Raw genomic sequence first — 23,755 nt, 5'->3', positions numbered from 1 at the left:
AAGGTCTCAGCGTCCTCTACAGGCCATTTTCAAGGGGTATCCCACTGATACGCTGGCGGAAACGGGCATAACGCCCTTGCTGGCGCATCAGGGTAAGGTGGTCGCCCTGTTCGACAATCCGGCCGCCGTCCATCACGCAGATGCGGTCAAGATGCTCGAGCCCATACAGGCGGTGAGTCACCAGGATCAGCGTTTTGCCCTGGCAGTGCCGGCGCAACAGCGCCAGGATCTGCTGTTCGGTTTCGGCGTCCAGCCCCTCGGTCGGTTCGTCGAGCAACAGCAGAGGCGCCTGATGCAACAACGCGCGGGCAATACCCAGGCGACGTTGTTCTCCGCCGGAAAGCTGGCGGCCGCCATCCCCCAGCCAGGCGTTCAGCCCTTCGTTTTCCAGCAATTTTTCCAGCCCGACCTGGCATAGTACGTCGCGTAACTGTTCATCGGTCGCCTCCGGGGCAGCGATACGCAGGTTTTCCCGCAGCGTGTTGCTGAAAATATGCACCCGCTGGCTGACGACGGTGGTCATCTGGCGCAGCGTAGTTTCATCATAGGCGCTGAGCGGCTGGCCGTTGAGCAGAATACTGCCGCTATCGGCGTTCCAGGCGCGGGTTAACAGTTGCAGCAGGGTCGATTTACCGCAGCCGGTGCGCCCGAGCAGCGCAATGTGTTCGCCGACGGCAATCTCCAGCGTGACGTCTTGCAACACCGGCAGAGGTTGGCCGGGATAGGTAAAGGTGAGCTGTTGCAGGCTTAACGCAGCGCCGTTCCCAGCCGCCGGGCCGCCGGCCGGGAAGGTGACCTCCGGCTGCCGATCGATAACCTGTTTCACCCGTGTAGCAGAAGCAATGACCTGGCCGAGGTGCTGGAAGGCGCCCGCGACCGGCATCAGCGCTTCGAACGAGGCCAGCGCGGCAAACACGAACAGCGCAATCAGCGCGCCGGGTTGGGTATCGCCACCTATGCCACCGGCGGTGAGCCACAGCAACAACGTTACCGTCAGGCCGCTGGCCAGAATCATCACCCCTTGCGCCGTTCCGCCCAACGAAGCCTGCTGCCACTGACGACGCTGCCAGTGCCGCTCGGTGGCATCCAGACCGGCGCGGAAATCGTTGACTGCGCCAAACACCACCAGCTCGGCCTGGCCCTGCAGCCAGGCGGTCAGATCGGTGCGGTACTGGCCGCGCAGGGCGGTCAGTTGGCCGCCAATCGGCTTGCCGGCGCGGTAAAATAACGGTGGTATCAGCAGCAACAGCAGCAACAAAATACCACCCAGCGTCAGGGCCAGCGTGCTGTCCAGCCAACTGAGACCGTAGGTGACCACGATGATCACGACTGCTGCGCTGACCAGCGGCGAGATCACCCTCAGATACAGATGGTCCAGCGTATCGACGTCCGCCACCAGCCGGTTAAGCAGATCGGCCTGCCGGAAACGGGCAATGCCGCCCGGTGACAGCGGCAGGATCTTTTTAAAGGTAAACACCCGCAGATGAGAAAGAACGCGGAAGGTGGCGTCGTGGCTGACCACACGCTCTGCATAGCGCCCGGCAGTGCGGAAGATCGCCGCGCCCCGCACGCCGGCAGCAGGCAACATGTAGTTGAAGGTAAACAGGCCCGCCAGCCCGGCGAGCGCCGATGCGGCGAGGAACCAACCGGAAAGCGCCAGCAGGCCGATACTGGCCAGCAGCGTGACAATGGCCAGCAGGATGCCCAGGCAGATCAGCAGGCTGTGACGACGGTATAGCGCCAGGAACGGCAGCAAAACGCGCATGATTATAGATCCCCGCTGCGGTGTGCGATCAGATTGGCGAACAACCCCGGTTGGGCGCTCAGCGTGGCGTAATCGCCTTGCTGCACGATCCGCCCGCCTTCCATGACCCAGATCTGGTCGTATTCTTCGGTATCTTCCAACTGGTGGGTGACCAGCAGGGTAGTTTGTTGATGCGAGGCGGCGTTGAGCGCCTGCATGACCCGTCGTTCGCTGTGCGCGTCGAGGCTGGCTGCCGGCTCATCCAGCAACAGTAAACGGCGTGGGCTGATGAGCGCCCGGGCGACCGCCACGCGTTGCGCCTGGCCGACGGACAGCCGTGCGGCGCTATCGCCGACCTCAGTGTCCAGCCCCTGCGGCAAATGCGGCAGGATCTCGCTGACGTAAGCTTGTTCTACGGCCTGTTGCAATTGGGCTTCACTCGCTTGCGGGTGGCCCAGCAGAATATTTGCCCGCAGCGTTTGCGCCGGCAGGTGCGGGTTTTGCCCCACCCAGCCGAGCTGTCGACGCCAGCCTTCTGCTGCCAGCTCGCGCAACTCGGTGCCGTTGACCGTCAGTGAACCGCGATAGGGCAGGAAGCCGAGCAGCAGATTCAGTAACGAGCTTTTGCCGGCACCGCTCAGCCCGACCAGGGCAATGCGCTGGTGTGCGGGCAGGGTGAAGCTGATAGGGCCGGCCAGCAGCACGCCGTTCGGCGACAGAATTTCCAGATCCTGCGCTTTTAGCTCCAGTGGCGCATCGGTATTCAGCTCCTGCGTGCCGTTGCCCCTTTGCTCGCCTTCGGCGCCGAGGAAGGTTTCCAACGCTTCTGCGGCCCCCACGGCCTGCGCTTTGGCATGATAGAAAGCGCCCAGATCGCGCAGCGGCTGGAAGAACTCCGGTGCCAGAATCAGCACCAGGAAGCCGGCAAACAGCGTAACGCCGGTGCCGTAACTGCCGAAATTCAGTTCTCCAAGGAAGGAGAAGCCAAAATAGACCGCCACCACGGCGATGGAGATGGAGGCAAAGAACTCCAGCACCGCCGATGACAGGAACGCCAGCCGCAGCACTTCCATGGTGCGGCTGCGGAAATCCTCGGACGATTTGGCGATCTGCGCGGTTTCCGCTTCCGCCCGGTTAAACAGGCGCAGCGTATCCAGCCCGCGCAGACGATCGAGGAAGTTGCCGCTCAGCCGCGCTAGCGCCACAAAGTTGCGCCTATTGGCGTCGGCTGCGCCCATGCCGACCAGCGCCATAAACAGCGGGATCAGTGGGGCAGTAGTCAACAGAATCAGGCCGGCGGCCCAGTTAATCGGGAAGACGGTAATCAGGATCAGCAACGGGATAAACACCGCCAGATACATCTGCGGCAGATAGCGGGAGTAATAATCCTGCATGTCTTCGATCTGCTCAACGATGATGCTGGCCCAACTGCCTGCCGGCTTACCCTGTATCCAGGCGGGGCCGAGCCGTTGCAGTTTGTCCAGCACCTGCCGGCGCATACGCTGGCGGATCACCTGGCCGCAGATAAAACCGACGCGTTCACGCAGCCAGCTCAACAACGCACGCAACGCGAAGGTGGCGGCCAACCAGATAAACGAGGGGATCAATTGTTCACGCGGGGCGTGTTCGATAATCAGGGCGTGGAGCAGGGCGGCCAACAGCCATGCCTGCACGACAATCAAAATGCCGCTTATCAGCCCCAACAGCATGGAAAGGCGCAGCCAACGCTGCGCCAACGCGCTCTGAGTTTTGAGCCAACGGGTTAACTGTTGCTGTCTGGTTTTTTTCATCAGATATGAGTCTGCGTCGCCGGCGCCTGTTGTTACAGGCAAGGTTAACGTACTGTTAAAAAAAGTGTTTGCCTCAACCTGAAGCGAACAAGCGAAGGCCAATGTTACCTCTTCGCCCGGCAGACTGAAAATAATAAAGCGGTCAAATATCCCTATGACAGACTCTGGTCACGAGAGTTATTTCACCTCCTGGCTGGCCGCTTCCGCCGCCAGGGCGGCCTGCACCGATTTACGCTGGCCGATCTGCGCCATATACCGGGTTAACGAGGGCCAGCATTTTAACTCGATGGAAAATTGGGCCATCCAACGCAGTACGGTAAACAGATAGGCATCCGCCACGCTAAAGCCTTCACCCAACAGGAAACTCTGCCCGTCCAGCGCCTGAGCGACATAATCGAGGCGGCGGCGCAGCTTGTCGCGAAACAGACTTTTGACCTCTTCCGGTAGGGTGGCATTGAATAGCGGGCTGGCTCCGGCGTGGATCTCGGCGGTGATGAAATTCAGCCATTCCTGCAAACGCACCCGCTCGAAGGCATTGCAGGGAGGGGCCAGCGCGGCGTCAGGGCACAAATCCGCCAGATATTGCACGATGGCTGCACCTTCGGTAATCACGCGGCCATCTTCCAGCATCAGGGCTGCGACATAACCCTTGGGATTGATCCGGTAAAAATCACTGCCGTCGGCGGTGCGTTTGCTGCGGTTATTCACCCGGATAAGTTCAAACGGCAATTCCAGCTCCCGCAGGACAATATGCGGGGATAGCGAACAGGTGTCGGGCGCAAAATAGAGTTTCATGAAAGTTCCTGAGGCAAAAAGCGATATCGCTTAACCGACAGCATGCCGCCGGTGTTGCCTGCAGAAAAATTAGAATGTCAGAAACCCGTCATCAGTTCAGCTACTGACAGGCTGCGGCAGATGATCTCGCAGGTAATCCAACAGGGTTTGTACCGGTGCAGAACTTGCGCCAGTGAACGAACAGACCAGGCTAAAATAACGGTAGAGCGGGACGCTCAACGGCAAAGCGCAAATGCCGGCGGCATCGGTCGGTATCACCGACGCAGGCATCAACGAAACGCCGACGCCTTCGCGCACCAGCGTCAGTGCGGTGTTCCAGTCGCTGACGGTTACGCGTACGTCGGCCAGCGTAATACCTGCCTGCTGTGCCAACAGTTGCGCATTGAGGCTACAGCCACCGGTAGCCAGCACAAAGGGCAACCCGGCCAGTACCCTGAAATCCACCGGTTGCCGGCCTCTGGCCAGCGGGTGGGCGCTGGCGGTAACCGCAAGCCACAGATCTTCTCCCAGGGGGTAGCTTTGTCTTTCGCCTTTCGGGTTCAGCACTACGCCGACGTCGGCGGTTTCCAGTGCCAGCCAGTTCTCCACTTCCCGGTCGGTGCCTTCCAACTGAACCAGTTCAATCGCAGGGTAGCGGCGGCGGAATTTACGCAATAACGGCGGTAGCAGGAGGGCAAATGCCGAGGGAAAGCTGGCCAGGCGAATCTTGCCCGAATGCGCGCTTTTTGCCTGCAGCGCATAGCTTTGGATCGCATCGAGTTCGGCCAGCATAGTGCGGGCGTGGGCGACAATCCTCTCACCGCTTTGTGTCAGCGTAACGCTGTGCGGCAGGCGGACGAACAGCGGCGTATTCAGGGCGTCCTCTAACTGGGCGATAGCCTGGCTGGCACCGGACTGGGTCATGCCGCATTGATTTGCCGCCAGCGTAATTTTGCCGCTGTCGGCCACGGCGACCAGCAAGCGCCAATGGAGAAGGTTTTGCATCCTATGCCTGTCCGCTCATATTCAAGGTACAAAAAAAGCGGCTGAAGCGCCGCTTTTCAGGATAACAGAGCGTGCCGTTACAGCACTTCTGCGTCAGCGATGCCGTCCAGATAACGCTCGGCGTCCAGCGCCGCCATACAGCCGGTGCCGGCGGAGGTGATCGCCTGACGGTAGATATGGTCCATCACGTCACCCGCGGCGAATACGCCAGGAATGGTGGTCTGGGTGGCGTTGCCGTGAATACCGGACTGAACTTTGATATAGCCGTTTTCCAGCTCCAGTTGACCACCGAAAATGCTGGTGTTCGGGCTGTGCCCGATGGCGATAAAGACGCCGGCCACTGCCAGTTCCTGCGTGGCATTTTCCGCTTTGGTGCTGCGAATGCGTACGCCGGTAACGCCCATTTGATCGCCCAGCACTTCGTCCAGCGTATGGTCGGTATGCAGCACGATGTTGCCGTTTTTCACTTTCTCCATCAGCCGGTCGATCAGGATCTTCTCTGAGCGGAAGCTGTCGCGGCGGTGGATAAGATGAACTTCGGCGGCGATGTTGGACAAATACAGCGCTTCTTCCACGGCGGTATTGCCACCGCCGACTACCGCGACTTTTTGATTGCGATAGAAGAAACCGTCACAGGTGGCGCAGGCGGAAACGCCTTTGCCTTTGAAGGCGTCTTCAGAAGGCATGCCCAGGTAACGGGCGGACGCGCCGGTGGCGATGATCAGTGCATCGCAGGTGTATTCACCACTGTCGCCAAACAGGCGGAACGGACGGTTCTGCAGATCAACGCTGTTGATGTGATCGAACACGATCTCGGTCTGGAATTTTTCTGCGTGCTCGCGCATGCGCTCCATCAATGCCGGGCCGGTCAGGCCTTCGGCGTCGCCCGGCCAGTTTTCCACTTCGGTCGTGGTGGTCAACTGACCACCTTGTTCCATACCGGTAATCAATACCGGGCTCAGGTTTGCGCGCGCTGCGTAAACCGCGGCGGTATAGCCGGCGGGGCCGGAACCCAGGATCAGTAATTTGCTATGTTTAGCCGTGCCCATGAATACCCTCTTTTCCCACAATGCGGACAATGAAACCGATTGTAGGGAAAATGCAGCATTAAAAAAAGCATCAGCGGCTGTTGTTAACGATTTGTTTGATAGCCATGACCTATTAATTATTATTTTGCCGCCAAAGCGAGCGTAAAACGCAGCAATTTAACTTATGGAAGCCTCTTGCCGGCGTGAGGCGTTCATTCTGCCTGAGACACTACATTTACCGGGTTTAAGCCGCTTTGCTCTGCGGGATTCAAGCCAGCGATTCATAACTAAAAATGGGGGGCTAACTTTTCATGACGGCAGGTTCTTCTGATTTTGCTTCTTTTACTTTGACAATCCGCTGCGCATTTGCGAAAACATCATAGGAAGAAGAAATTATCCCCCTACCGGCAGTAAATCGTACGTATTTGCGGCGGTAGTGCAGAGTTTTGCGCCATTGTCTAAGCAGACAGCAGCAGGTGAGGGGAACATAGCGTTAGCGAATGGCAATTTCCTTCTTGAGATGAACGTCATTTGAATTCGTTGTGCAGGGTGGACAGACAGGCTGCACAACTTTGAATGATGGTAGTGAAGCATATAACAGGCATCGGGTCTTCGCTTGGAACAAGCCCTTACACATTGACGTTAGCTAGGGTGTGGCAAGTGCAGGGAAGAAAATAAGAGAGACAATAATAATGGCAGACAATAAGAAACGCCCGGGTAAAGATCTCGACCGTATCGACCGCAATATCCTGAACGAGTTACAGAAGGATGGGCGTATTTCGAACGTTGAGCTTTCGAAGCGCGTGGGGTTATCCCCAACCCCATGTTTAGAACGCGTGCGCCGCCTCGAGCGCCAGGGTTTTATTCATGGCTATACCGCCTTGCTCAACCCGCATTATCTGGATGCGTCTCTGCTGGTTTTCGTGGAAATCACGTTGAACCGCGGCGCGCCGGATGTGTTTGAGCAATTTAACTCAGCAGTTCAAAAGCTTGAAGAAATTCAGGAGTGTCATCTGGTGTCCGGTGATTTCGACTATCTGTTGAAAACCCGCGTGCCGGATATGTCGGCTTACCGTAAGTTGCTCGGTGAAACCTTGCTGCGTCTGCCGGGGGTTAACGACACCCGTACATACGTGGTCATGGAAGAAGTCAAACAGAGTAACCGTCTGGTTATCAAAACACGGTAAGGTGCAGGTGCAAAACCTGATTAAATTGGTTACACTCCTGTTTATTCATACAGTTTCGGCGCCGGGGAAGCTTCTCGGCGCTGTTGCTATGTCAGCTAACAGGAACCTGGAGAGCCTTTCTTGAGCCAGGAATATACAGAAGATAAAGAAGTTACCCTGAAAAAACTCAGCAGTGGCCGCCGTTTGCTTGAAGCTGTGTTGATCGTGGTAGCGATTTTTGCCATTTACCTCATGGCTGCCTTGGTCAGTTTCAATCCGTCTGACCCAAGCTGGTCGCAGACCGCGTGGCATGAGCCGATTCATAACCTGGGTGGTGGCGTCGGAGCCTGGATGGCCGACACACTGTTCTTCACTTTCGGGGTACTCGCTTACGCGATACCGCCGATCATGCTGGTTTTGTGCTGGACGGCCTACCGTCAGCGCGACAGCGGCGATTACATCGACTATTTTGCGCTCTCACTGCGCCTTATCGGCACGCTGGCGCTGGTGCTCACTTCGTGTGGCCTGGCGGCACTGAATGTCGACGATCTCTATTACTTCGCTTCCGGCGGCGTTATCGGCAGCTTGCTGAGCAACGCCATGCTGCCGTGGTTCAACGGCATTGGCGCAACGCTGGCATTGTTGTGCGTATGGGCTGCAGGACTCACGCTGTTTACCGGCTGGTCCTGGCTGGTTATCGCCGAGAGAATCGGCGGTGTGGTGCTGGGTACGGCCACCTTCATGACCAACCGTTCACGTCGTGATGAACGTTATCACGACGATGACGATCGCTACGTCGATGATGAACCGGAGCAGGCAGGGAAGGGAGCTGCGGTTGCTGTAGCTGCCTCTGCGGCCGCGGCCAACGCGGCGGAAGACGACGTGCTGTTCTCTGCACCTTCGGTAACGGATGCCGCCAAAGCAGCGGCAGACGAGGCTGACGATCCTCTGCTCAACGGCTTGCGAGCTAACGACGACGCCGATGTGGTACCTGTCGCGCCGGCGGCTGTCAGCACGCCGGTAACGCCTGCTCCCGCGCCGATAGCGGCTCCGGTGGCGGCACCTGCGGTAACGGCAGCGCCAGCGAGCCCTGCCACGGTGAACCAACATCCGATGAGCGCTGCGGCGGAAAACGCTGCGCCACCGCTGTATTCGTTTGAAATCCCTGAAGAGACGCCAGCGCCGAAAGTGACGCGCCCGGCGGATCCTTACCGGGACGATGATGAACCGCGTATGGGCAATTGGGAAGCTCCGGCCATATCTCAGCCGCGCGATCGTTCCCCGTTTGATTTTTCTGCGGCTCAGCGCGACAGCGTTGACGTTGGCACCTCTACCGGCTTCAGTGCCGGTGAGCCTGACGTTACGTCATTTGGCAGCGTGAAACCGCAGGCGGAAGCCGCAGCGGCGGCCGTTGTCGGTGCCGCTGCCGCCAATACCTTTATGCCGGCCTTTACGGCCACCAGCGACGCTAACTCTCAGGTGAAACAGGGTATCGGCCCTGAATTGCCGCGGCCGAATCCGGTGCGTATTCCTACCCGGCGCGAGCTGGCTTCTTACGGCATCAAGTTGCCTTCGCAACGCGTAGCCGAGCAGGAACAGCGTCCCCGCGAAGATCAACCTCTGCAGAATGCGGATAGCCACCAGCCAGATGACGAAGCCTTGCAGGAAGCGGCGTTGCGTCAGGCGTTTGCCGAACAGCAAAGCCAGCGTTACGGCGAAGAATATCCGCAGGATAATCAGGATGATGAGCAGGCGCTGCAGGAAGCTGCGTTGCGTCAGGCATTCGCCGAGCAGCAGCAGGCTCGTTATGGCGAGCAGGAACCTGTGCAATCATCGCCAATCGCCAATCCGGTAGATACTCGCAACGCGTTCAGTTTCTCGCCGATGGATGATTTGGTCGACGATAGCCCGAGCGAACCCTTGTTCACTCTGTCGCCGCAGCTTGAAGAACGTATTGAGCAGCAAAGCGAACGTGAAGACGATGTTCCCTTTGGCCAGTTTGAGCCTGCTGCACCGGCTTATTCGCCGCAGTCTCAGGCTCCGGCGGCGCAGTCATACCAGCCGGCTCAACCTGCTTATCAACAGCCCGCTCAGCCGGCTTACCAGCAACCACAGCAGCCGCCATCCTATCAGCAGCCTGCAGCGCAACCGGCCCCGGCCGCACCGCAGCAGCCGGCAATGGACAGCCTGATCCACCCGTTCCTGATGCGTAACGATCAACCGCTGCAGAAACCGACCACGCCGTTGCCGACGCTGGATCTGCTGACCGAAGCCCCGAAAGAGGTGGAGCCGGTGGATACCTTCGCGCTGGAGCAAAAGGCGCGTTTGGTGGAAGCGAGTTTGGCCGACTACCGGGTGAAAGCCGACGTGGTGGATATTCTGCCGGGGCCGGTCATTACCCGCTTTGAGCTGGATTTGGCGCCGGGGGTCAAGGCCGCACGCATTTCCAACTTGTCACGCGATCTGGCGCGCTCGCTGTCAACCTCCGCGGTGCGCGTGGTAGAGGTCATCCCCGGCAAACCTTATGTCGGATTGGAGCTGCCTAACGTTAAACGTCAGACGGTTTATCTGCGCGAAGTGCTGGATTGCCCAGCGTTCCGCGACAATCCGTCGCCGCTGGCGATCGTTCTGGGTAAAGACATTTCCGGTGAGCCGGTGGTGGCCGATTTGGCTAAAATGCCACACCTGCTGGTGGCGGGTACCACGGGTTCCGGTAAGTCGGTTGGGGTCAATGCCATGATCCTGAGCATCTTGTATAAGGCCACACCGAAAGAAGTGCGCTTTATCATGATTGACCCGAAAATGCTGGAACTGTCGGTTTATGAAGGCATTCCACACCTGCTGACGGACGTTGTGACCGATATGAAAGACGCCGCCAACGCCTTGCGTTGGTGTGTCGCCGAGATGGAGCGTCGCTACAAACTGATGTCTGCGTTGGGTGTGCGTAACCTGGCCGGTTATAACGAACGCGTCGATCAGGCTGAAGCGATGGGGCGCCCGATCCCGGATCCTTTCTGGAAGCCGACCGACAGCATGGACATTACGCCGCCGGTGTTGGAGAAAGAACCTTACATCGTGGTGATGGTGGATGAATTCGCCGATCTGATCATGACGGTGGGCAAGAAGGTTGAGGAACTGATCGCTCGTCTGGCGCAGAAAGCGCGTGCAGCGGGGATCCACCTGGTGCTGGCGACCCAGCGTCCGTCGGTGGATGTGATCACCGGCCTGATCAAGGCCAACATCCCAACCCGTATCGCCTTTACCGTATCCAGCAAGATTGACTCGCGCACTATCCTCGATCAGGGCGGTGCCGAATCTCTGCTGGGGATGGGTGACATGCTGTATCTGGCGCCTAACTCCTCCATTCCTGTGCGTGTGCATGGTGCATTTGTGCGCGATCAGGAAGTGCATGCGGTGGTTAAGGATTGGAAAGCGCGTGAGCGGCCTCAATATAAAGAGGGTATCCTCAGCGCCGGTGACGACGGTGAGGGTGGTGCCGGCGGCGGTCTGGACGGTGACGAAGAGCTGGATCCGCTGTTTGATCAGGCGGTGGAGTTTGTGGTGGATAAACGTCGCGCCTCTATCTCCGGCGTACAACGTCAGTTCCGCATCGGCTATAACCGCGCCGCGCGCATCATCGAACAGATGGAAGCGCAGGGCATTGTCAGCGAGCAAGGGCATAACGGCAACCGCGAGGTGCTGGCACCGCCACGGCATGACTGATTAAGATTTAATCGTTGTTATTCAATAATAAAGGGCCGCTTTGCGGCCCTTGTGCAAAGAAGCGTAAACCCCTCTGCTTCTCGGAAAATTGGCCTATCTGCCGGCTTGTGGCTCGGGTAGAGTAACCTGGGTTAAGGGTTAATTTGACCCGCACGGCACCGCCTTGCGGTTAACGCATTTCATAAGGTATCTGGAATAATGAAAAAACTGTTAGTTGCCTGTTGTCTGCTTTCGGGATTCGCTTCCACTTCTGTGCTGGCCGACGCCGCACAGGATCTGCAAAGTCGTCTGGCGAAAGTGAACAGTTTCCACGCCAGTTTCTCCCAGACCGTGACCAGCAGCGACGGCGCTGCGGTACAGCAGGGCGAAGGTGAACTGTGGGTGAAACGCCCGAACCTGTTTAATTGGCACATGACCTCACCTGATGAGAGCGTGCTGGTATCGGACGGCCAAACCTTGTGGTTCTATAACCCCTTTGTTGAGCAGGTAACGGCCACCTGGCTGAAAAACGCCACCGGCAATACGCCGTTTATGCTAATCACCCGCAATGATGCCAACGACTGGAAACAGTATAATGTGAAGCAAAAAGGCGATGATTTTGAGCTGACGCCAAAATCCAGCAGCGGCAACCTGAAACAGTTCGCCATCACCGTGACCAACAGCGGTACTATCCGCAGTTTTGCCGCGGTTGAGCAAGACGGCCAGCGCAGCTCTTACGCGCTGAAAAGCCAGCAAAATACCTCTGTTGACGCCACCAAATTCAAATTTACCCCGCCGAAGGGGGTGACGCTGGACGACCAGCGCCAGTGAGGTCCGCGTGAGTAATATGTCGCTCGATTTTTCCCAGAATGAGTTCCAGCCGTTGGCCGCGCGGATGCGGCCAACCACGCTGGCGCAGTATATCGGCCAGCAACACCTGCTGGCTGCCGGCAAGCCTTTGCCGCGTGCCATCGAGGCCGGGCAACTGCATTCTATGATTTTGTGGGGGCCGCCGGGCACCGGGAAAACGACGCTGGCAGAGCTGATCGGCCGTTACGGCCAGGCGGACGTCGAACGGATTTCCGCCGTCACGTCCGGCATCAAAGAGATCCGCGAGGCGATCGAGCGCGCACGTCAGAACCGTGACGCCGGTCGCCGCACTATTTTATTCGTCGATGAGGTGCACCGCTTCAACAAAAGCCAGCAGGACGCTTTCCTGCCGCATATCGAAGATGGCACCATCACCTTTATCGGCGCTACGACCGAAAACCCGTCTTTTGAGCTCAACTCGGCGCTGCTTTCACGTGCCCGTGTGTATTTGTTGAAAGCGTTGACCGCCGAAGATATCAGCCAGGTGCTGGATCAGGCGATGAAAGACAATAGCCGGGGGTTCGGCGGCCAGAATATCGAGTTGCCCGAAGAAACACGCCGCATGCTGTCGGAGTTGGTGGGTGGCGATGCGCGCCGGGCGCTGAACAGCCTGGAGATGATGGCGGATATGGCGGAAATCGACGCCAAAGGCATCCGCGTTTTGACGCCGTCATTGCTAAAAGAGGTCTCCGGTGAGCGCAGTGCGCGCTTCGACAATAAAGGTGACCGTTATTACGATTTGATCTCGGCGCTGCATAAATCGGTGCGCGGTTCGGCGCCGGATGCCGCGCTGTACTGGTACGCACGCATTATTACCGCCGGCGGCGATCCGTTGTATGTGGCGCGTCGCCTGTTGGCGATTGCGTCCGAGGATGTCGGCAATGCCGATCCGCGCGGCATGCAGGTGGCGATTGCTGCCTGGGATTGCTTTACCCGCGTCGGCCCGGCGGAGGGCGAACGGGCAATTGCCCAGGCCATCGTTTATCTGGCCTGCGCGCCCAAAAGCAACGCCGTGTACACCGCTTTCAAAGCGGCGATGCGCGACGCTCGCGAGATGGCCGATTACGACGTGCCGGAGCACCTGCGCAACGCGCCGACCAAGCTGATGAAGGAAATGGGGCTGGGCGCGGAGTATCGCTACGCACACGACGAACCCAACGCCTATGCCGCCGGCGAGGACTATTTCCCACCTGAAATGGCCAAGACTCGTTACTATCATCCAACCGCGCGCGGGCTGGAAGGTAAAATCGGTGAAAAGCTGGCGTGGCTGGCTGAACAGGATCAAAATAGCCAGACAAAACGCTACCGCTAGCGTTGCCGTTGCGGTAAGGTTAGCGGGTATCACCCTTTCTTTATTCGGTTGATATTCAGCCAAATAAAACGACAAATTTTCTTTCAATAACAATAAGCACAGGATTAGCATGCTCGATCCCAATCTGCTGCGTAATGAGCTAGACGCAGTCGCCGTCAAACTGGCTCGCCGAGGCTTTAAACTCGATCTGGATCTGCTGCGTTCGCAAGAAGAGCGCCGCAAGGTTCTGCAGGTAGAAACCGAAACGCTGCAGGCGGAACGTAACTCCCGATCGAAATCCATCGGCGCGGCCAAAGCGCGCGGGGAAGACATCGAGCCCCTGCGTCGCGAAGTGAACGAACTGGGTGACAAGCTGGATGCTGCCAAGGCCGCATTGGATACGTTGCAGACCGAAATCCGCGATTATGCCCTGACGTTGCCGAACCTGCCTGACGATGCCGTGCCAAACGGTAAAGATGACAGCGAAAACCAGGAAGTGTGCCGCTGGGGCGAGCCGCGCCAGTACGATTTCCAGGTGCGCGATCACGTTGATCTGGGTGAAATGGCCGGCGGGCTGGATTTCGCCGCAGCGGTAAAATTGACGGGTTCACGCTTTGTGGTGATGAAAGGGCAGATCGCCCGCATGCACCGCGCGCTGTCGCAGTTCATGTTGGATCTGCATACGGAACAACACGGCTATCTGGAAGCCTACGTGCCGTACCTGGTCAACCATGCCACGCTGTACGGCACCGGTCAGTTGCCGAAGTTTGGCGATGATCTGTTCCATACCAAACCCCTGGAAGAAGAGTCAGACAGCAGCAACTATGCGCTGATCCCAACGGCGGAAGTGCCGTTGACCAATCTGGTGCGCGACGAGATCCTGGAAGAGGAATCCCTGCCGCTGAAGATGACCGCGCACACGCCATGTTTCCGTGCGGAAGCCGGTTCGTATGGGCGTGACACCCGTGGTTTGATCCGCATGCACCAGTTCGACAAGGTCGAGATGGTACAGATCGTTCGCCCGGAAGATTCCATGGCGGCGCTTGAAGAGCTGACCGGCCATGCGGAGAAGGTACTGCAACTGCTGAACCTGCCGTACCGTAAAGTCTTGCTGTGTACCGGTGACATGGGCTTCGGCGCATGCAAAACCTACGATCTGGAAGTGTGGCTGCCGGCGCAAGACACCTACCGTGAAATCTCTTCCTGCTCAAACATGTGGGATTTCCAGGCACGCCGCATGCAGGCGCGTTGTCGCAGCAAAACCGAGAAGAAGCCGCGTTTGGTGCACACGCTGAACGGTTCTGGTCTGGCCGTGGGTCGTACGTTGGTAGCCGTGCTGGAAAACTACCAGCAGGCAGACGGCCGCATTCAGGTGCCGGAAGTTCTGCGCCCTTACATGAATGGCCTGGAATATATCGGCTGAAAAGCTAACCAGTAAAAAAGCGCCTGTGGGCGCTTTTTTTATGTCTGAAAATCGGCGCGAGGTTAGTGGCTGGTTAACGCCAATTTGATGGCCAGACCGATAAACGCCAGGGAAACCGACCAGCGTATCCAGTGCATTACGCGGACATTCCCCAGGATGCGATGCCGAACGCGTGCGGCAAAGGTGCCATAAAGAGAAAAAATAACGAACGTCATTGCAGCGAATACCGCAGAAAGTATCAGCATGGTGCGGACAGGGTGTGGTTCTCCCGCCGTGATAAATTGCGGGAGAAACGCCAGAAAGAAAATGGACAATTTGGGATTGAGCGCATTAGCTACGACGGCATAGCGCACCAGGGCGCCATCGGTGGAAGGTGAATGGGGCTGAGACAGGGCCAGCGGCCCTTTTTCACGCAAGGTTTGCCACCCCATGAACAATAAGTAAACCACGCCAAGGTACTTCACCAGGCCAAAGGCCAGGCTGCTGGTTTGCAACAGCGCGGCCAAACCGGTCACTGCAGCCAGCATATGCGGTAATACACCCAGGGTGCAGCCGGCGGCTGCTACCAGGGCGCTGCGTGTACCCTGCTGCAGCCCGGTGGTCAAGGTAATCAGCGCACCGGTCCCCGGCGAAATAACGATCAGTAATGAGGTGAACAGGAAATCTGCATTCACGGGTAAAGCTCCTTATTGGCGATAATTGGCACCCAGTTTCAGGTGCAGGAGCCATGCAGTCTTGAACGAAATTGCAGCCGCCTTTACAGCGGTAAAATTCAGGTTGATTGCCGGGAGAAAGAGCCGGGAGTGTAACCAAAACTTCGGACGAACAGGCGCGTCATGTGGCTTTGGTCGGCGAAGCCGCAGGCGTTGGCCACCTCGGCCAACTCGTCACCGGCGAGGATCAGTCGGCGCGCCAGCAACAGGCGGCGTTGCAGCAGGTAAGCATGTGGCGTCAGACCGGTGCGGCGTTTGAAACCGCGTAAAAGCTGGTATTGGCTCAGGCAGGCTTCGGCGGCCAACTCAGCCAGCGTCAGTGGGCTGTCCGGCTCGTCGTCAATCATTTCCCGTGCGCGCACAATGCCATCTTGCGGGAAGGCTAAATGGGGACGCGGGATCTCTGCCAGAGCCGCGGCCATAACCAGCAGAGACTCTTCGGCGGCCAGCCCATCATTTTGCGTGACGGCACAGAACAGCCGGTTAAAGCAGGCAGCCAATTGAGGGTTGCTGAAAACCGGGTAGCTGAATTCTCCGGAGGTAAATCTGCCTTCGCTGATATCCGCGAAGCATTGATTGAGCTGTTCGGGTTGAAGGTAGATCATGCGCCAGGCCCTGGCCCCGGCGAGGGGTGAGCCGTCATGCACCTCTCCGGGGTTCACGGTGATGATGTCCCCTGCGGATGATTCAACGTGGCCCCGGCCGCTCAGCGACTTCTGGGCTCCGCGATCCATCAGGCCTATGCCAAACTGGTCGTGAGTATGGCGCCCAAAGGAAAAATCCGTGTCCGCCGCCACCATTTCCATACCGCGGAGGCTGCTGGGGACGATCTGAATAGAACGTTTCTTCATCACCTATCCTTTGAAGTGCCGCAGGTGCATGCAGCTCTCAGCGTGGAGATTCCAGCTCGTAGGCCTGCCTGACGTAGTCCGCCAGCTGTTTTGTCTCGACATCGGCAAGCGAATAAAGCTTGATATGCCGGCGATACTTACCGCCGCCCTCCAGCATTCGGTGGTGGTCTTCGAGCAAATACCCCCGGCCAAATTCAACCGTCACATGACCGCTGTAGGCGAACACGCCGCAGAAAAACGCCGTATGTGAAAACATGATGCCGCCATATTTTACCGATTCACTGACGCCGTCACCGGCGGCAGCGGCCACATGGCGAACGCGTTGCACCACCTCCAGAAGTGCATCATGGGTGCTGCCTATATCCGCCAACAATGCGCCGACGGCATCATCGATAATCTGTTTCATCACGCCTCTCCGGGGAGTGTATTTCTTCAGCCGTCAGCATAGACCTTTTTGCTCCGCGTTGCTCCTGCTGCCGGGAGCGAAACAAATTGTGCGGTGAGCCTATAAGAGCGGATTGACTTTTTTATCGCCAGTGGCATGATGCGCGCACTCTCATCGCGCGCTCGGTTTCAATTTCACTATGTCCGCATATTCCCGCCCAGTGCTTCTGCTGCTCTGTGGCCTGTTATTGCTCACGGTTTCTATTGCCGTATTGAATACGTTAGTTCCTCTTTGGTTGACTCACGCTCAGTTGTCAACCGGCCAGGTGGGGATGGTGAGTTCTTCTTACTTCACCGGTAACCTGTTAGGTACGTTGATAGCGGGTAAGTTGATCAAGCGCATCGGTTTTACCCGCAGCTATCATCTTGCCTGCGTGGTGTTTGCCGTTGCGACGGCCGGTATGGCGTTGTCGCTCGATTTTTGGAGCTGGATGGGCTGGCGTTTCTTTGCCGGCATCGGCTGCGCCTGGATCTGGGTGATTGTTGAAAGTGCCTTGCTGCGCAGCGGTAACCTGTCCAACCGCGGGCAACTGTTGGCGGCCTATATGATGGTTTACTATCTTGGTACCGTGATTGGCCAACTGCTGCTGAGCCTGGTATCGACCGAATTGCTGAACGTGGTGCCGTGGGTGACCACCATCATCATCTGCGCCATGCTGCCCATGTTGTTTGCACGGGTTAACAGCCAGCATGACGAACCGCAGCAGGCGGCGGTATGGCCAATGCTGAAACGCCGCAGCGCGCGGCTGGGCATCACTGGCTGCATTATCTCCGGTATTGTCCTTGGTTCACTCTATGGCTTGATGCCGCTGTATTTATCCCATCAGGGTATGAGCGACGCCAACGTCGGTTACTGGATGGCGCTGCTGGTCAGCTCCGGTATTGTCGGGCAGTGGCCGGTAGGGCGCCTGGCCGATCGCTATGGCCGCCTGTTGGTGCTGCGGATTCAGGTGTTTGTGGTGATCCTCGCCAGTGTGGCGATGCTCGGTAACTCCGCCATGGCGCCGGCGCTGTTTATTCTCGGCTGTGCCGGTTTCACGTTGTATCCGGTGGCGATGTCCTGGGCCTGTGAGAAAGCGCTGCCGCATGAGTTGGTGGCGATGAATCAGGCGCTGCTGATGAGCTACACTATCGGCAGCCTGCTTGGCCCGTCGATGACGGCGTTGTTGATGCAGAATTATTCCGACCGCTTGCTGTTTGTGATGATTGCCGCCGTTGCGCTGGTGTATCTGATGATGTTGCTGAAAAAGCAAAAGCCAGATCGCCACCATACGCCGTTCGCTGCTGTCTAAATATAAAACTAATATTGTGTTTCTTTACCATATTTGATGCTGTTCTTGCATGATAAAAATCCGAAGTTAGCTTGCTGACTTCGGATTTTTTTATGGGTAAAAGTAGAAAATTTTTTATTTTGTCACTGGATTCCCTTAGCTATCATCTTCTGATATCGTTATATTTAGTAACTTATTTTATTTATTTACTAAATTATTTCAAGGAAAGGATTAAGAAATGAATAGTGAAGCTTTCGTGCAGTTAGCGTTAGAGGCTCTATCCTGCAACCAGAAGGAATTGGCCTCTCGTCTCAAGGTGTCACCTGGTCAAATAAGTAAGTGGAAAAAAGGTGAGTACATATCGCCGGAAATGGAAAATAAATTCCGTGCAATCATAGGTATCGGCGACCAAGATCCTTTGCTCGTCTTTTGGACTGGTTCTTTAGACAATGCCAACAAATGGGAAAGACTAATCAATCATCTTGCTGAGATGGCTCAACAAAATGCCGAAACTGGTTATATTACGTATCCATTATCGGACGAAATGGGCATTTTATGCGGTGAGACTTTGCGAGCGCTTCGGGAAATGGGAGTTATTTTACCTAAAGAGTTTCCCAAAGAGTTAGATTTCGACTATAGCGCTACAGATAACGATGAGGAGAATGAAGAGCATTGGAATTTGATAGCTGAAAACCCTTACTCTGCTCTTATTCTCGAAATTTATAGTGCACTCAATGATGTCTACGGATTTTATGTTGCTTATGTAGCCGAGTTCATTGCTGATGAAGAGTTAGCCTTGTTTGATACGGCTGCCGATAACATCGAGCCATGTTTAATCTCCCTTGCCGCGACTAAAATAGAAGTAAACCATGAGCTTGCACCTAATTTTGGGGTGTTTAAGCGTCGGGTCGAGAAGGATTATGAGGAATGGCTCACTCTTGTTAAAGAGAAAGCCTTCAGGAATGGTATTCCTTTAAGAGCTGAACTTCTTGGCTTGGTTTATAGCTCCAGCGGAGAGCTAGGGCACGAAGCTGAAGCAGAAAGCCTTGGTATTAACTCATCGCGTATCCATCCTGATATATATATGAATGAGCTTTTGGTAGGAATGAGGGTTATTCATCAAGTCTTGCCAACTATAATGAAGAAATTGGGAATCGATGAAGGGTTTGAGTTGGACTCGTCAGATTTACGGATGAAATAGCTTCTAATCTAGTAATAACGGTTCTGTTACTCAATGAGGTGTAGTGCCTAGTATGTGTTGCAAGGGACCTAATGGGGTCCCTTGCTTGATTTCGAGGAAGCGTCAGTACATCACTTTATGGCCATAACTTTCCAGAATACCTTTGACGCGATCCATTGTGTCCGCCTTTGGTGGATGGACGCCGTCCAGCTTGTATTCTTCTCCCATCGCCACCCATTTATGCTTGCCGAGTTCGTGATAGGGCAGCAACTCGATTTTCTCGATGTTGGTCATGTCCCTGGTGAACTCACCCAGCATGTGCGTTGACTGGTCATCGTCTGACCAGCCGGGCACCACCACGTAACGGATCCAGGTGCGCTGATTGCGCTTCGCCAGATAGCGGGCGAAGTCCAGCGTGCGGTGGTTGGAGACGCCGACCAGATTTTGATGAATGTCGTCGTTCATCTGTTTCAGATCCAGCATCACCAGATCGGTGGCGTCCAGCAGCTCGTCGATCACCGGATCGTAACGCCGTACAAAACCATTGGTATCCAGGCAGGTATTGATACCTTCCTGCTGGCAGGCACGGAACCAGTCGCGGACAAACTCGGCCTGCAAAATGGCTTCACCGCCGGAGGCCGTGACGCCGCCGCCGGATGCGTTCATGAAGTGGCGATAAGCGACGGTGTCTTTCATCAGCTCTTCTACGGTAACTTCTTTTCCGCCATGGGTATCCCAGGTATCGCGGTTATGGCAATACAGACAACGCATCAGGCAACCCTGGAAGAAAACGATAAAGCGGATCCCGGGACCGTCAACGGTGCCACAGGATTCAAAGGAGTGGATGCGGCCTTTCACTGACATTGCAGGGGTTCTCCAATATTGACTGTCAAACGCAGTCTAAAAGTAGGCTCATAACCGCCGGCCAGGGATCAGCGATGCAGCAACCGAATGGGCCCGGCGACTGGGGTGGAACGATTCCTGTTGGCCGATTATTACGCCGGATAACTGTTTTGCCGGATATCCATCAATTTCATTCAGTATAGCTGTCTGGCAAAACAGACTCGTGATGAGTCAGGGGAAATGCGTTTGTTAAAAAGGCCGGAAAGATCCGGCCCCGGTATTCAGCTTAACCACCGGGCGGGAAACCCCGCCCGGATGGGGCAATTACATCGACTGGGTGAAAGTACGGGTAATCACGTCTTGCTGCTGTTCTTTGGTCAGCGAGTTGAAACGTACGGCATAACCGGATACACGGATTGTCAGCTGAGGGTATTTCTCAGGGTTTTCCATCGCTTCCAGCAGCATTTCACGGTTCATCACGTTGACGTTCAGGTGCTGGCCACCCTCGATGGAGGCTTCGTGATGGAAGTAACCGTCCATCAGGCCCGCCAGGTTGGCTTTGCGCACGTCATCATCTTTGCCCAAGGCATTTGGCACGATGGAGAAGGTGTAGGAGATCCCGTCTTTCGCGTAGGCAAACGGCAGTTTGGCTACGGAGGTCAGGGAGGCTACAGCGCCTTTCTGATCGCGGCCGTGCATTGGGTTGGCACCAGGACCGAATGGAGCGCCTGCGCGGCGACCATCTGGCGTGTTACCGGTTTTCTTGCCGTAGACCACATTAGAAGTGATGGTCAGTACGGACTGGGTCGGTACCGCATTGCGGTAGGTACGCAGTTTCTGAATTTTCTTCATGAAACGTTCTACCAGGTCACAGGCGATGTCATCAACGCGGGCATCGTTGTTACCGAACTGCGGGTATTCACCTTCGATTTTGAAGTCGGTCGCCAGGCCGTCTTCGTCACGGATGGTGGAGACTTTGGCGTACTTGATGGCGGACAGGGAGTCGGCCGCGACCGACAGACCGGCGATGCCGCAGGCCATGGTGCGGTAAACATCACGGTCATGCAGGGCCATCAGCGCAGCTTCATAGCTGTACTTGTCGTGCATGTAGTGAATGATGTTCAGCGCGGTTACGTACTGCTTGGCCAGCCAGTCCATAAAGTGGTCCATGCGCTCCATGACTTTGTCATAGTCCAGCACCTCGTCCATCATTGGCGCTTCTTTCGGGCCTACCTGGATTTTCAGTTTTTCATCAACGCCGCCGTTGATGGCGTACAACATGGTTTTCGCCAGGTTGGCACGGGCGCCGAAGAACTGCATTTGCTTGCCGACAATCATCGGGCTGACGCAACAGGCGATGGCGTAGTCATCGTTGTTGAAGTCAGGACGCATCAGATCGTCGTTTTCGTACTGTACGGATGAGGTGTCGATAGACACTTTCGCCGCGTATTTTTTGAAGTTCAACGGCAGTTTTTCAGACCACAGGATGGTCATGTTCGGTTCCGGAGACGGCCCCATGGTGTACAGGGTGTTCAGGAAACGGAAGCTGTTTTTGGTGACCAGCGTACGGCCGTCAACGCCCATACCCGCCAGGGATTCAGTCGCCCAGATTGGGTCGCCGGAGAACAGCTCATCATACTCAGGGGTACGCAGGAAGCGCACCATACGCAGTTTCATTACCAGGTGGTCAATCAGTTCCTGCGCTTGTTCTTCGTTCAGCTTGCCTGCTTTGATATCGCGTTCGATGAACACGTCAAGGAAGGTGGACACGCGGCCGAAGGACATTGCTGCACCGTTCTGGGATTTTACCGCTGCCAGGTAGCCGAAGTAGGTCCACTGCACGGCTTCTTGAGCGGTAGCTGCTGGGCCGGAGATGTCGCAGCCGTATTTGGCGGCCATTTCTTTAATCTGAGCCAGAGCGCGGTGCTGTTCAGCGATTTCTTCACGCAGCTGAATGGTCATTTCCAGATCTTCGCCGTTTTCCAGCTTGCTCTGCAAAGATTTGAACTGGTTCAGCTTGTCGGCCATCAGGTAGTCGATACCGTACAGCGCAACGCGGCGGTAGTCGCCGATGATACGACCACGGCCGTAAGCATCCGGCAGACCGGTCAACACGCCGGATTTGCGGCAGTTCAGGATGTCTTTGGTGTAAACGTCGAATACGCCCTGATTGTGGGTCTTACGGTAGTCGGTGAAGACTTTTTTCAGCTGTGGATCCAGTTCGCGGCCATAAACCTTGCAAGAACCTTCAACCATTTTGATGCCGCCGAACGGGATCAGCGCGCGTTTCAGTGGCTCGTCGGTCTGCAGGCCAACGATGGTTTCCAGCTCTTTGGCAATGTAGCCTGCGTCATGGGAAGTGATGGTCGCGACAACGTTGGTGTCGAAATCAACCGGCGCATGGGTGCGGTTCTCCAGTTTGATCCCTTCCATAACCTTGTCCCACAGGGTGGAGGTGGCCTGAGTTGCGCCGGCCAGGAAGGATTCATCACCCTCGTAAGGAGTGTAGTTTTTCTGGATGAAGTCACGAACGTTGACTTCATTCTGCCAGTCACCTTTGCTGAAACCTTCCCAAGCTTTGGCTAACTTCTCGTTAAGTTCGGTCATTATACACCTACCTTTAATTGTGGATTTCTAACTCGGCGCACGGTAACTGGCAGCTTAATGCTGCTGTTCACCACCACGCAGATAAATTACCCAGTAAGTCAACCCAACCAGCAGGCCGCCGCCAATGATATTGCCAATGGTAACGGGGATCAGATTGTCGATGATGAAGTTGCTTACGGTCAGATGAGCAAATTGCTCGGGTGCTGCCCCTACGGCTTGCCAAAATTCTGGCGTGGCGAAGTGTTTGACCACGATACCCATAGGGATCATAAACATGTTGGCGATGCTGTGTTCGAAACCGCTGGCGACAAACATGCCGACCGGCAGGATCATGGCGAACATTTTGTCCATCAGGCTGCGGCCGGAATAGCTCATCCATACGGCCAGGCAGACCATCAGGTTAGCCAGAATGCCGAGGCAGACGGCTTCAATAAAAGTGTGGTGCAGCTTGTGGTCCGCGGTTTGCAGGACGTTCAGGCCCCACTGGCCGTTGGCGACCATGTGTTCACCGGAGAACCAGATGAGTGCCACAAAGAACAACGCGCCAATCAGGTTGCCGATGTAGACGTTCAACCAGTTGGCTGCCAGTTGGCACCAACTGATGCGGCCGCTGGCTTTGGCAATCACAATCAGCACGGTGGAGGTGAACAGGTCTGCACCTGAGACCACAACCAACATTAACCCCAGAGAGAAACAGATGCCGCCGACCAGTTTTGCCAGGCCGAAAGGCACACCGGCAGTGCCGGTAGTCGCAGTGATATAAAACACGAATGCGATGGAAATAAAGACACCGGCAGTGATCGCCAAATAAAAAGTTTTCAGCGGATGTTTGGTGGCTTTATACACGCCTGCATCTTCAGCGATTTTCGCCGTTGCCGCAGGTAATATCAGATCGAAGGGGTTGTCAGCTTTCACACTAACTCTCTCTCTTAAGGGTTAAAACAACGCAATGAGATACTAGCAAAGCAGTATAGGGTAAAAATTGATTTGGATCATAAGGCGGGGAACTAGAGGGGTTAAAAACCAGAAAAACTATAGGGTTTAATGCATTAA

The 23,755-nt window shown here is 56.1% G+C and carries 18 protein-coding genes; 7 read left to right on the top strand and 11 right to left on the bottom strand.

Going from position 1 to position 23,755, the window contains the following annotated elements; all coding sequences use genetic code 11:
• Positions 1-16 precede the first annotated feature (16 nt).
• From cydC to trxB, 5 genes are all read right to left on the bottom strand, one after another.
• On the bottom strand, positions 17-1,765 hold the full coding sequence (cydC, locus tag D4100_RS06000; protein WP_119803515.1) for a heme ABC transporter ATP-binding protein/permease CydC: 1,749 nt from the start codon (positions 1,763-1,765) through the stop codon (positions 17-19).
• A gap of 2 nt (positions 1,766-1,767) precedes the next feature.
• Positions 1,768-3,534, bottom strand: coding sequence for a heme ABC transporter permease/ATP-binding protein CydD (cydD, locus tag D4100_RS05995; RefSeq protein ID WP_006320854.1), 1,767 nt, complete (start codon positions 3,532-3,534; stop codon positions 1,768-1,770).
• A 177-nt stretch (positions 3,535-3,711) separates the two neighbouring features.
• On the bottom strand, positions 3,712-4,329 hold the full coding sequence (gene gstA / locus D4100_RS05990; protein ID WP_119803513.1) for a glutathione transferase GstA: 618 nt from the start codon (positions 4,327-4,329) through the stop codon (positions 3,712-3,714).
• Between the two features lie 96 nt (positions 4,330-4,425).
• A complete protein-coding gene (locus D4100_RS05985; protein WP_119803511.1) occupies positions 4,426-5,313 on the bottom strand; it encodes a LysR family transcriptional regulator in 888 nt (295 codons plus the stop codon).
• A gap of 77 nt (positions 5,314-5,390) precedes the next feature.
• Positions 5,391-6,362, bottom strand: coding sequence for a thioredoxin-disulfide reductase (trxB, locus tag D4100_RS05980; RefSeq protein ID WP_119803509.1), 972 nt, complete (start codon positions 6,360-6,362; stop codon positions 5,391-5,393).
• Between the two features lie 671 nt (positions 6,363-7,033).
• On the opposite strand from trxB, the gene lrp reads away from it, so the two are divergent.
• From lrp to serS, 5 genes are all read left to right on the top strand, one after another.
• Entirely contained in the window at positions 7,034-7,528 is a 495-nt protein-coding gene (gene lrp, locus D4100_RS05975) for a leucine-responsive transcriptional regulator Lrp (protein ID WP_004928318.1), read from the top strand.
• 120 nt (positions 7,529-7,648) lie between these two features.
• Positions 7,649-11,230: a DNA translocase FtsK 4TM domain-containing protein gene (locus D4100_RS05970; protein WP_119803507.1), complete on the top strand. Its 3,582-nt coding sequence runs from the start codon at positions 7,649-7,651 to the stop codon at positions 11,228-11,230.
• Positions 11,231-11,428: 198 nt separating this feature from the next.
• Complete coding sequence (lolA, locus tag D4100_RS05965) at positions 11,429-12,040, top strand: outer membrane lipoprotein periplasmic chaperone LolA (protein WP_119803505.1); 612 nt, start codon at positions 11,429-11,431, stop codon at positions 12,038-12,040.
• A gap of 7 nt (positions 12,041-12,047) precedes the next feature.
• Complete coding sequence (locus D4100_RS05960; RefSeq protein ID WP_006320839.1) at positions 12,048-13,391, top strand: replication-associated recombination protein A; 1,344 nt, start codon at positions 12,048-12,050, stop codon at positions 13,389-13,391.
• Positions 13,392-13,500: 109 nt separating this feature from the next.
• Positions 13,501-14,793: a serine--tRNA ligase gene (gene serS / locus D4100_RS05955; RefSeq protein WP_006320837.1), complete on the top strand. Its 1,293-nt coding sequence runs from the start codon at positions 13,501-13,503 to the stop codon at positions 14,791-14,793.
• 62 nt (positions 14,794-14,855) lie between these two features.
• Here the strand turns inward: serS and D4100_RS05950 are convergent, their stop codons facing one another.
• From D4100_RS05950 to D4100_RS05940, 3 genes are all read right to left on the bottom strand, one after another.
• Entirely contained in the window at positions 14,856-15,467 is a 612-nt protein-coding gene (locus D4100_RS05950) for a LysE family translocator (protein ID WP_119803503.1), read from the bottom strand.
• Between the two features lie 98 nt (positions 15,468-15,565).
• Entirely contained in the window at positions 15,566-16,357 is a 792-nt protein-coding gene (locus tag D4100_RS05945; RefSeq protein WP_119803501.1) for an AraC family transcriptional regulator, read from the bottom strand.
• Between the two features lie 37 nt (positions 16,358-16,394).
• Positions 16,395-16,763 (bottom strand): DUF1801 domain-containing protein, encoded by a 369-nt coding sequence (locus tag D4100_RS05940; RefSeq protein WP_006320832.1) that lies wholly within the window; start codon positions 16,761-16,763, stop codon positions 16,395-16,397.
• Positions 16,764-16,941: 178 nt separating this feature from the next.
• Here D4100_RS05940 and D4100_RS05935 point away from each other — a divergent pair, with 178 nt between their 5' ends.
• Positions 16,942-18,093, top strand: coding sequence for an MFS transporter (locus tag D4100_RS05935; protein ID WP_119803499.1), 1,152 nt, complete (start codon positions 16,942-16,944; stop codon positions 18,091-18,093).
• 217 nt (positions 18,094-18,310) lie between these two features.
• The gene (locus tag D4100_RS05930) at positions 18,311-19,273 is read left to right on the top strand and encodes an XRE family transcriptional regulator (protein ID WP_119803497.1); all 963 of its coding nucleotides are present in this window, start codon (positions 18,311-18,313) and stop codon (positions 19,271-19,273) included.
• A gap of 102 nt (positions 19,274-19,375) precedes the next feature.
• Here the strand turns inward: D4100_RS05930 and pflA are convergent, their stop codons facing one another.
• The 3 genes from pflA to focA form a co-directional block, all read right to left on the bottom strand.
• On the bottom strand, positions 19,376-20,116 hold the full coding sequence (gene pflA / locus D4100_RS05925) for a pyruvate formate lyase 1-activating protein (protein ID WP_006320829.1): 741 nt from the start codon (positions 20,114-20,116) through the stop codon (positions 19,376-19,378).
• 303 nt (positions 20,117-20,419) lie between these two features.
• Entirely contained in the window at positions 20,420-22,702 is a 2,283-nt protein-coding gene (pflB, locus tag D4100_RS05920) for a formate C-acetyltransferase (RefSeq protein WP_119803495.1), read from the bottom strand.
• A gap of 54 nt (positions 22,703-22,756) precedes the next feature.
• Complete coding sequence (gene focA, locus D4100_RS05915; RefSeq protein ID WP_006320825.1) at positions 22,757-23,617, bottom strand: formate transporter FocA; 861 nt, start codon at positions 23,615-23,617, stop codon at positions 22,757-22,759.
• Positions 23,618-23,755: the final 138 nt, after the last annotated feature.

The sequence above is a fragment of the Serratia inhibens genome (genome assembly GCF_003591175.1).
GTDB classification, from domain to species: Bacteria; Pseudomonadota; Gammaproteobacteria; order Enterobacterales; family Enterobacteriaceae; genus Serratia; species Serratia inhibens.
Note: the sequence above shows the minus strand (reverse complement) of the source record. Positions and strands in the feature narration are given on the sequence as shown.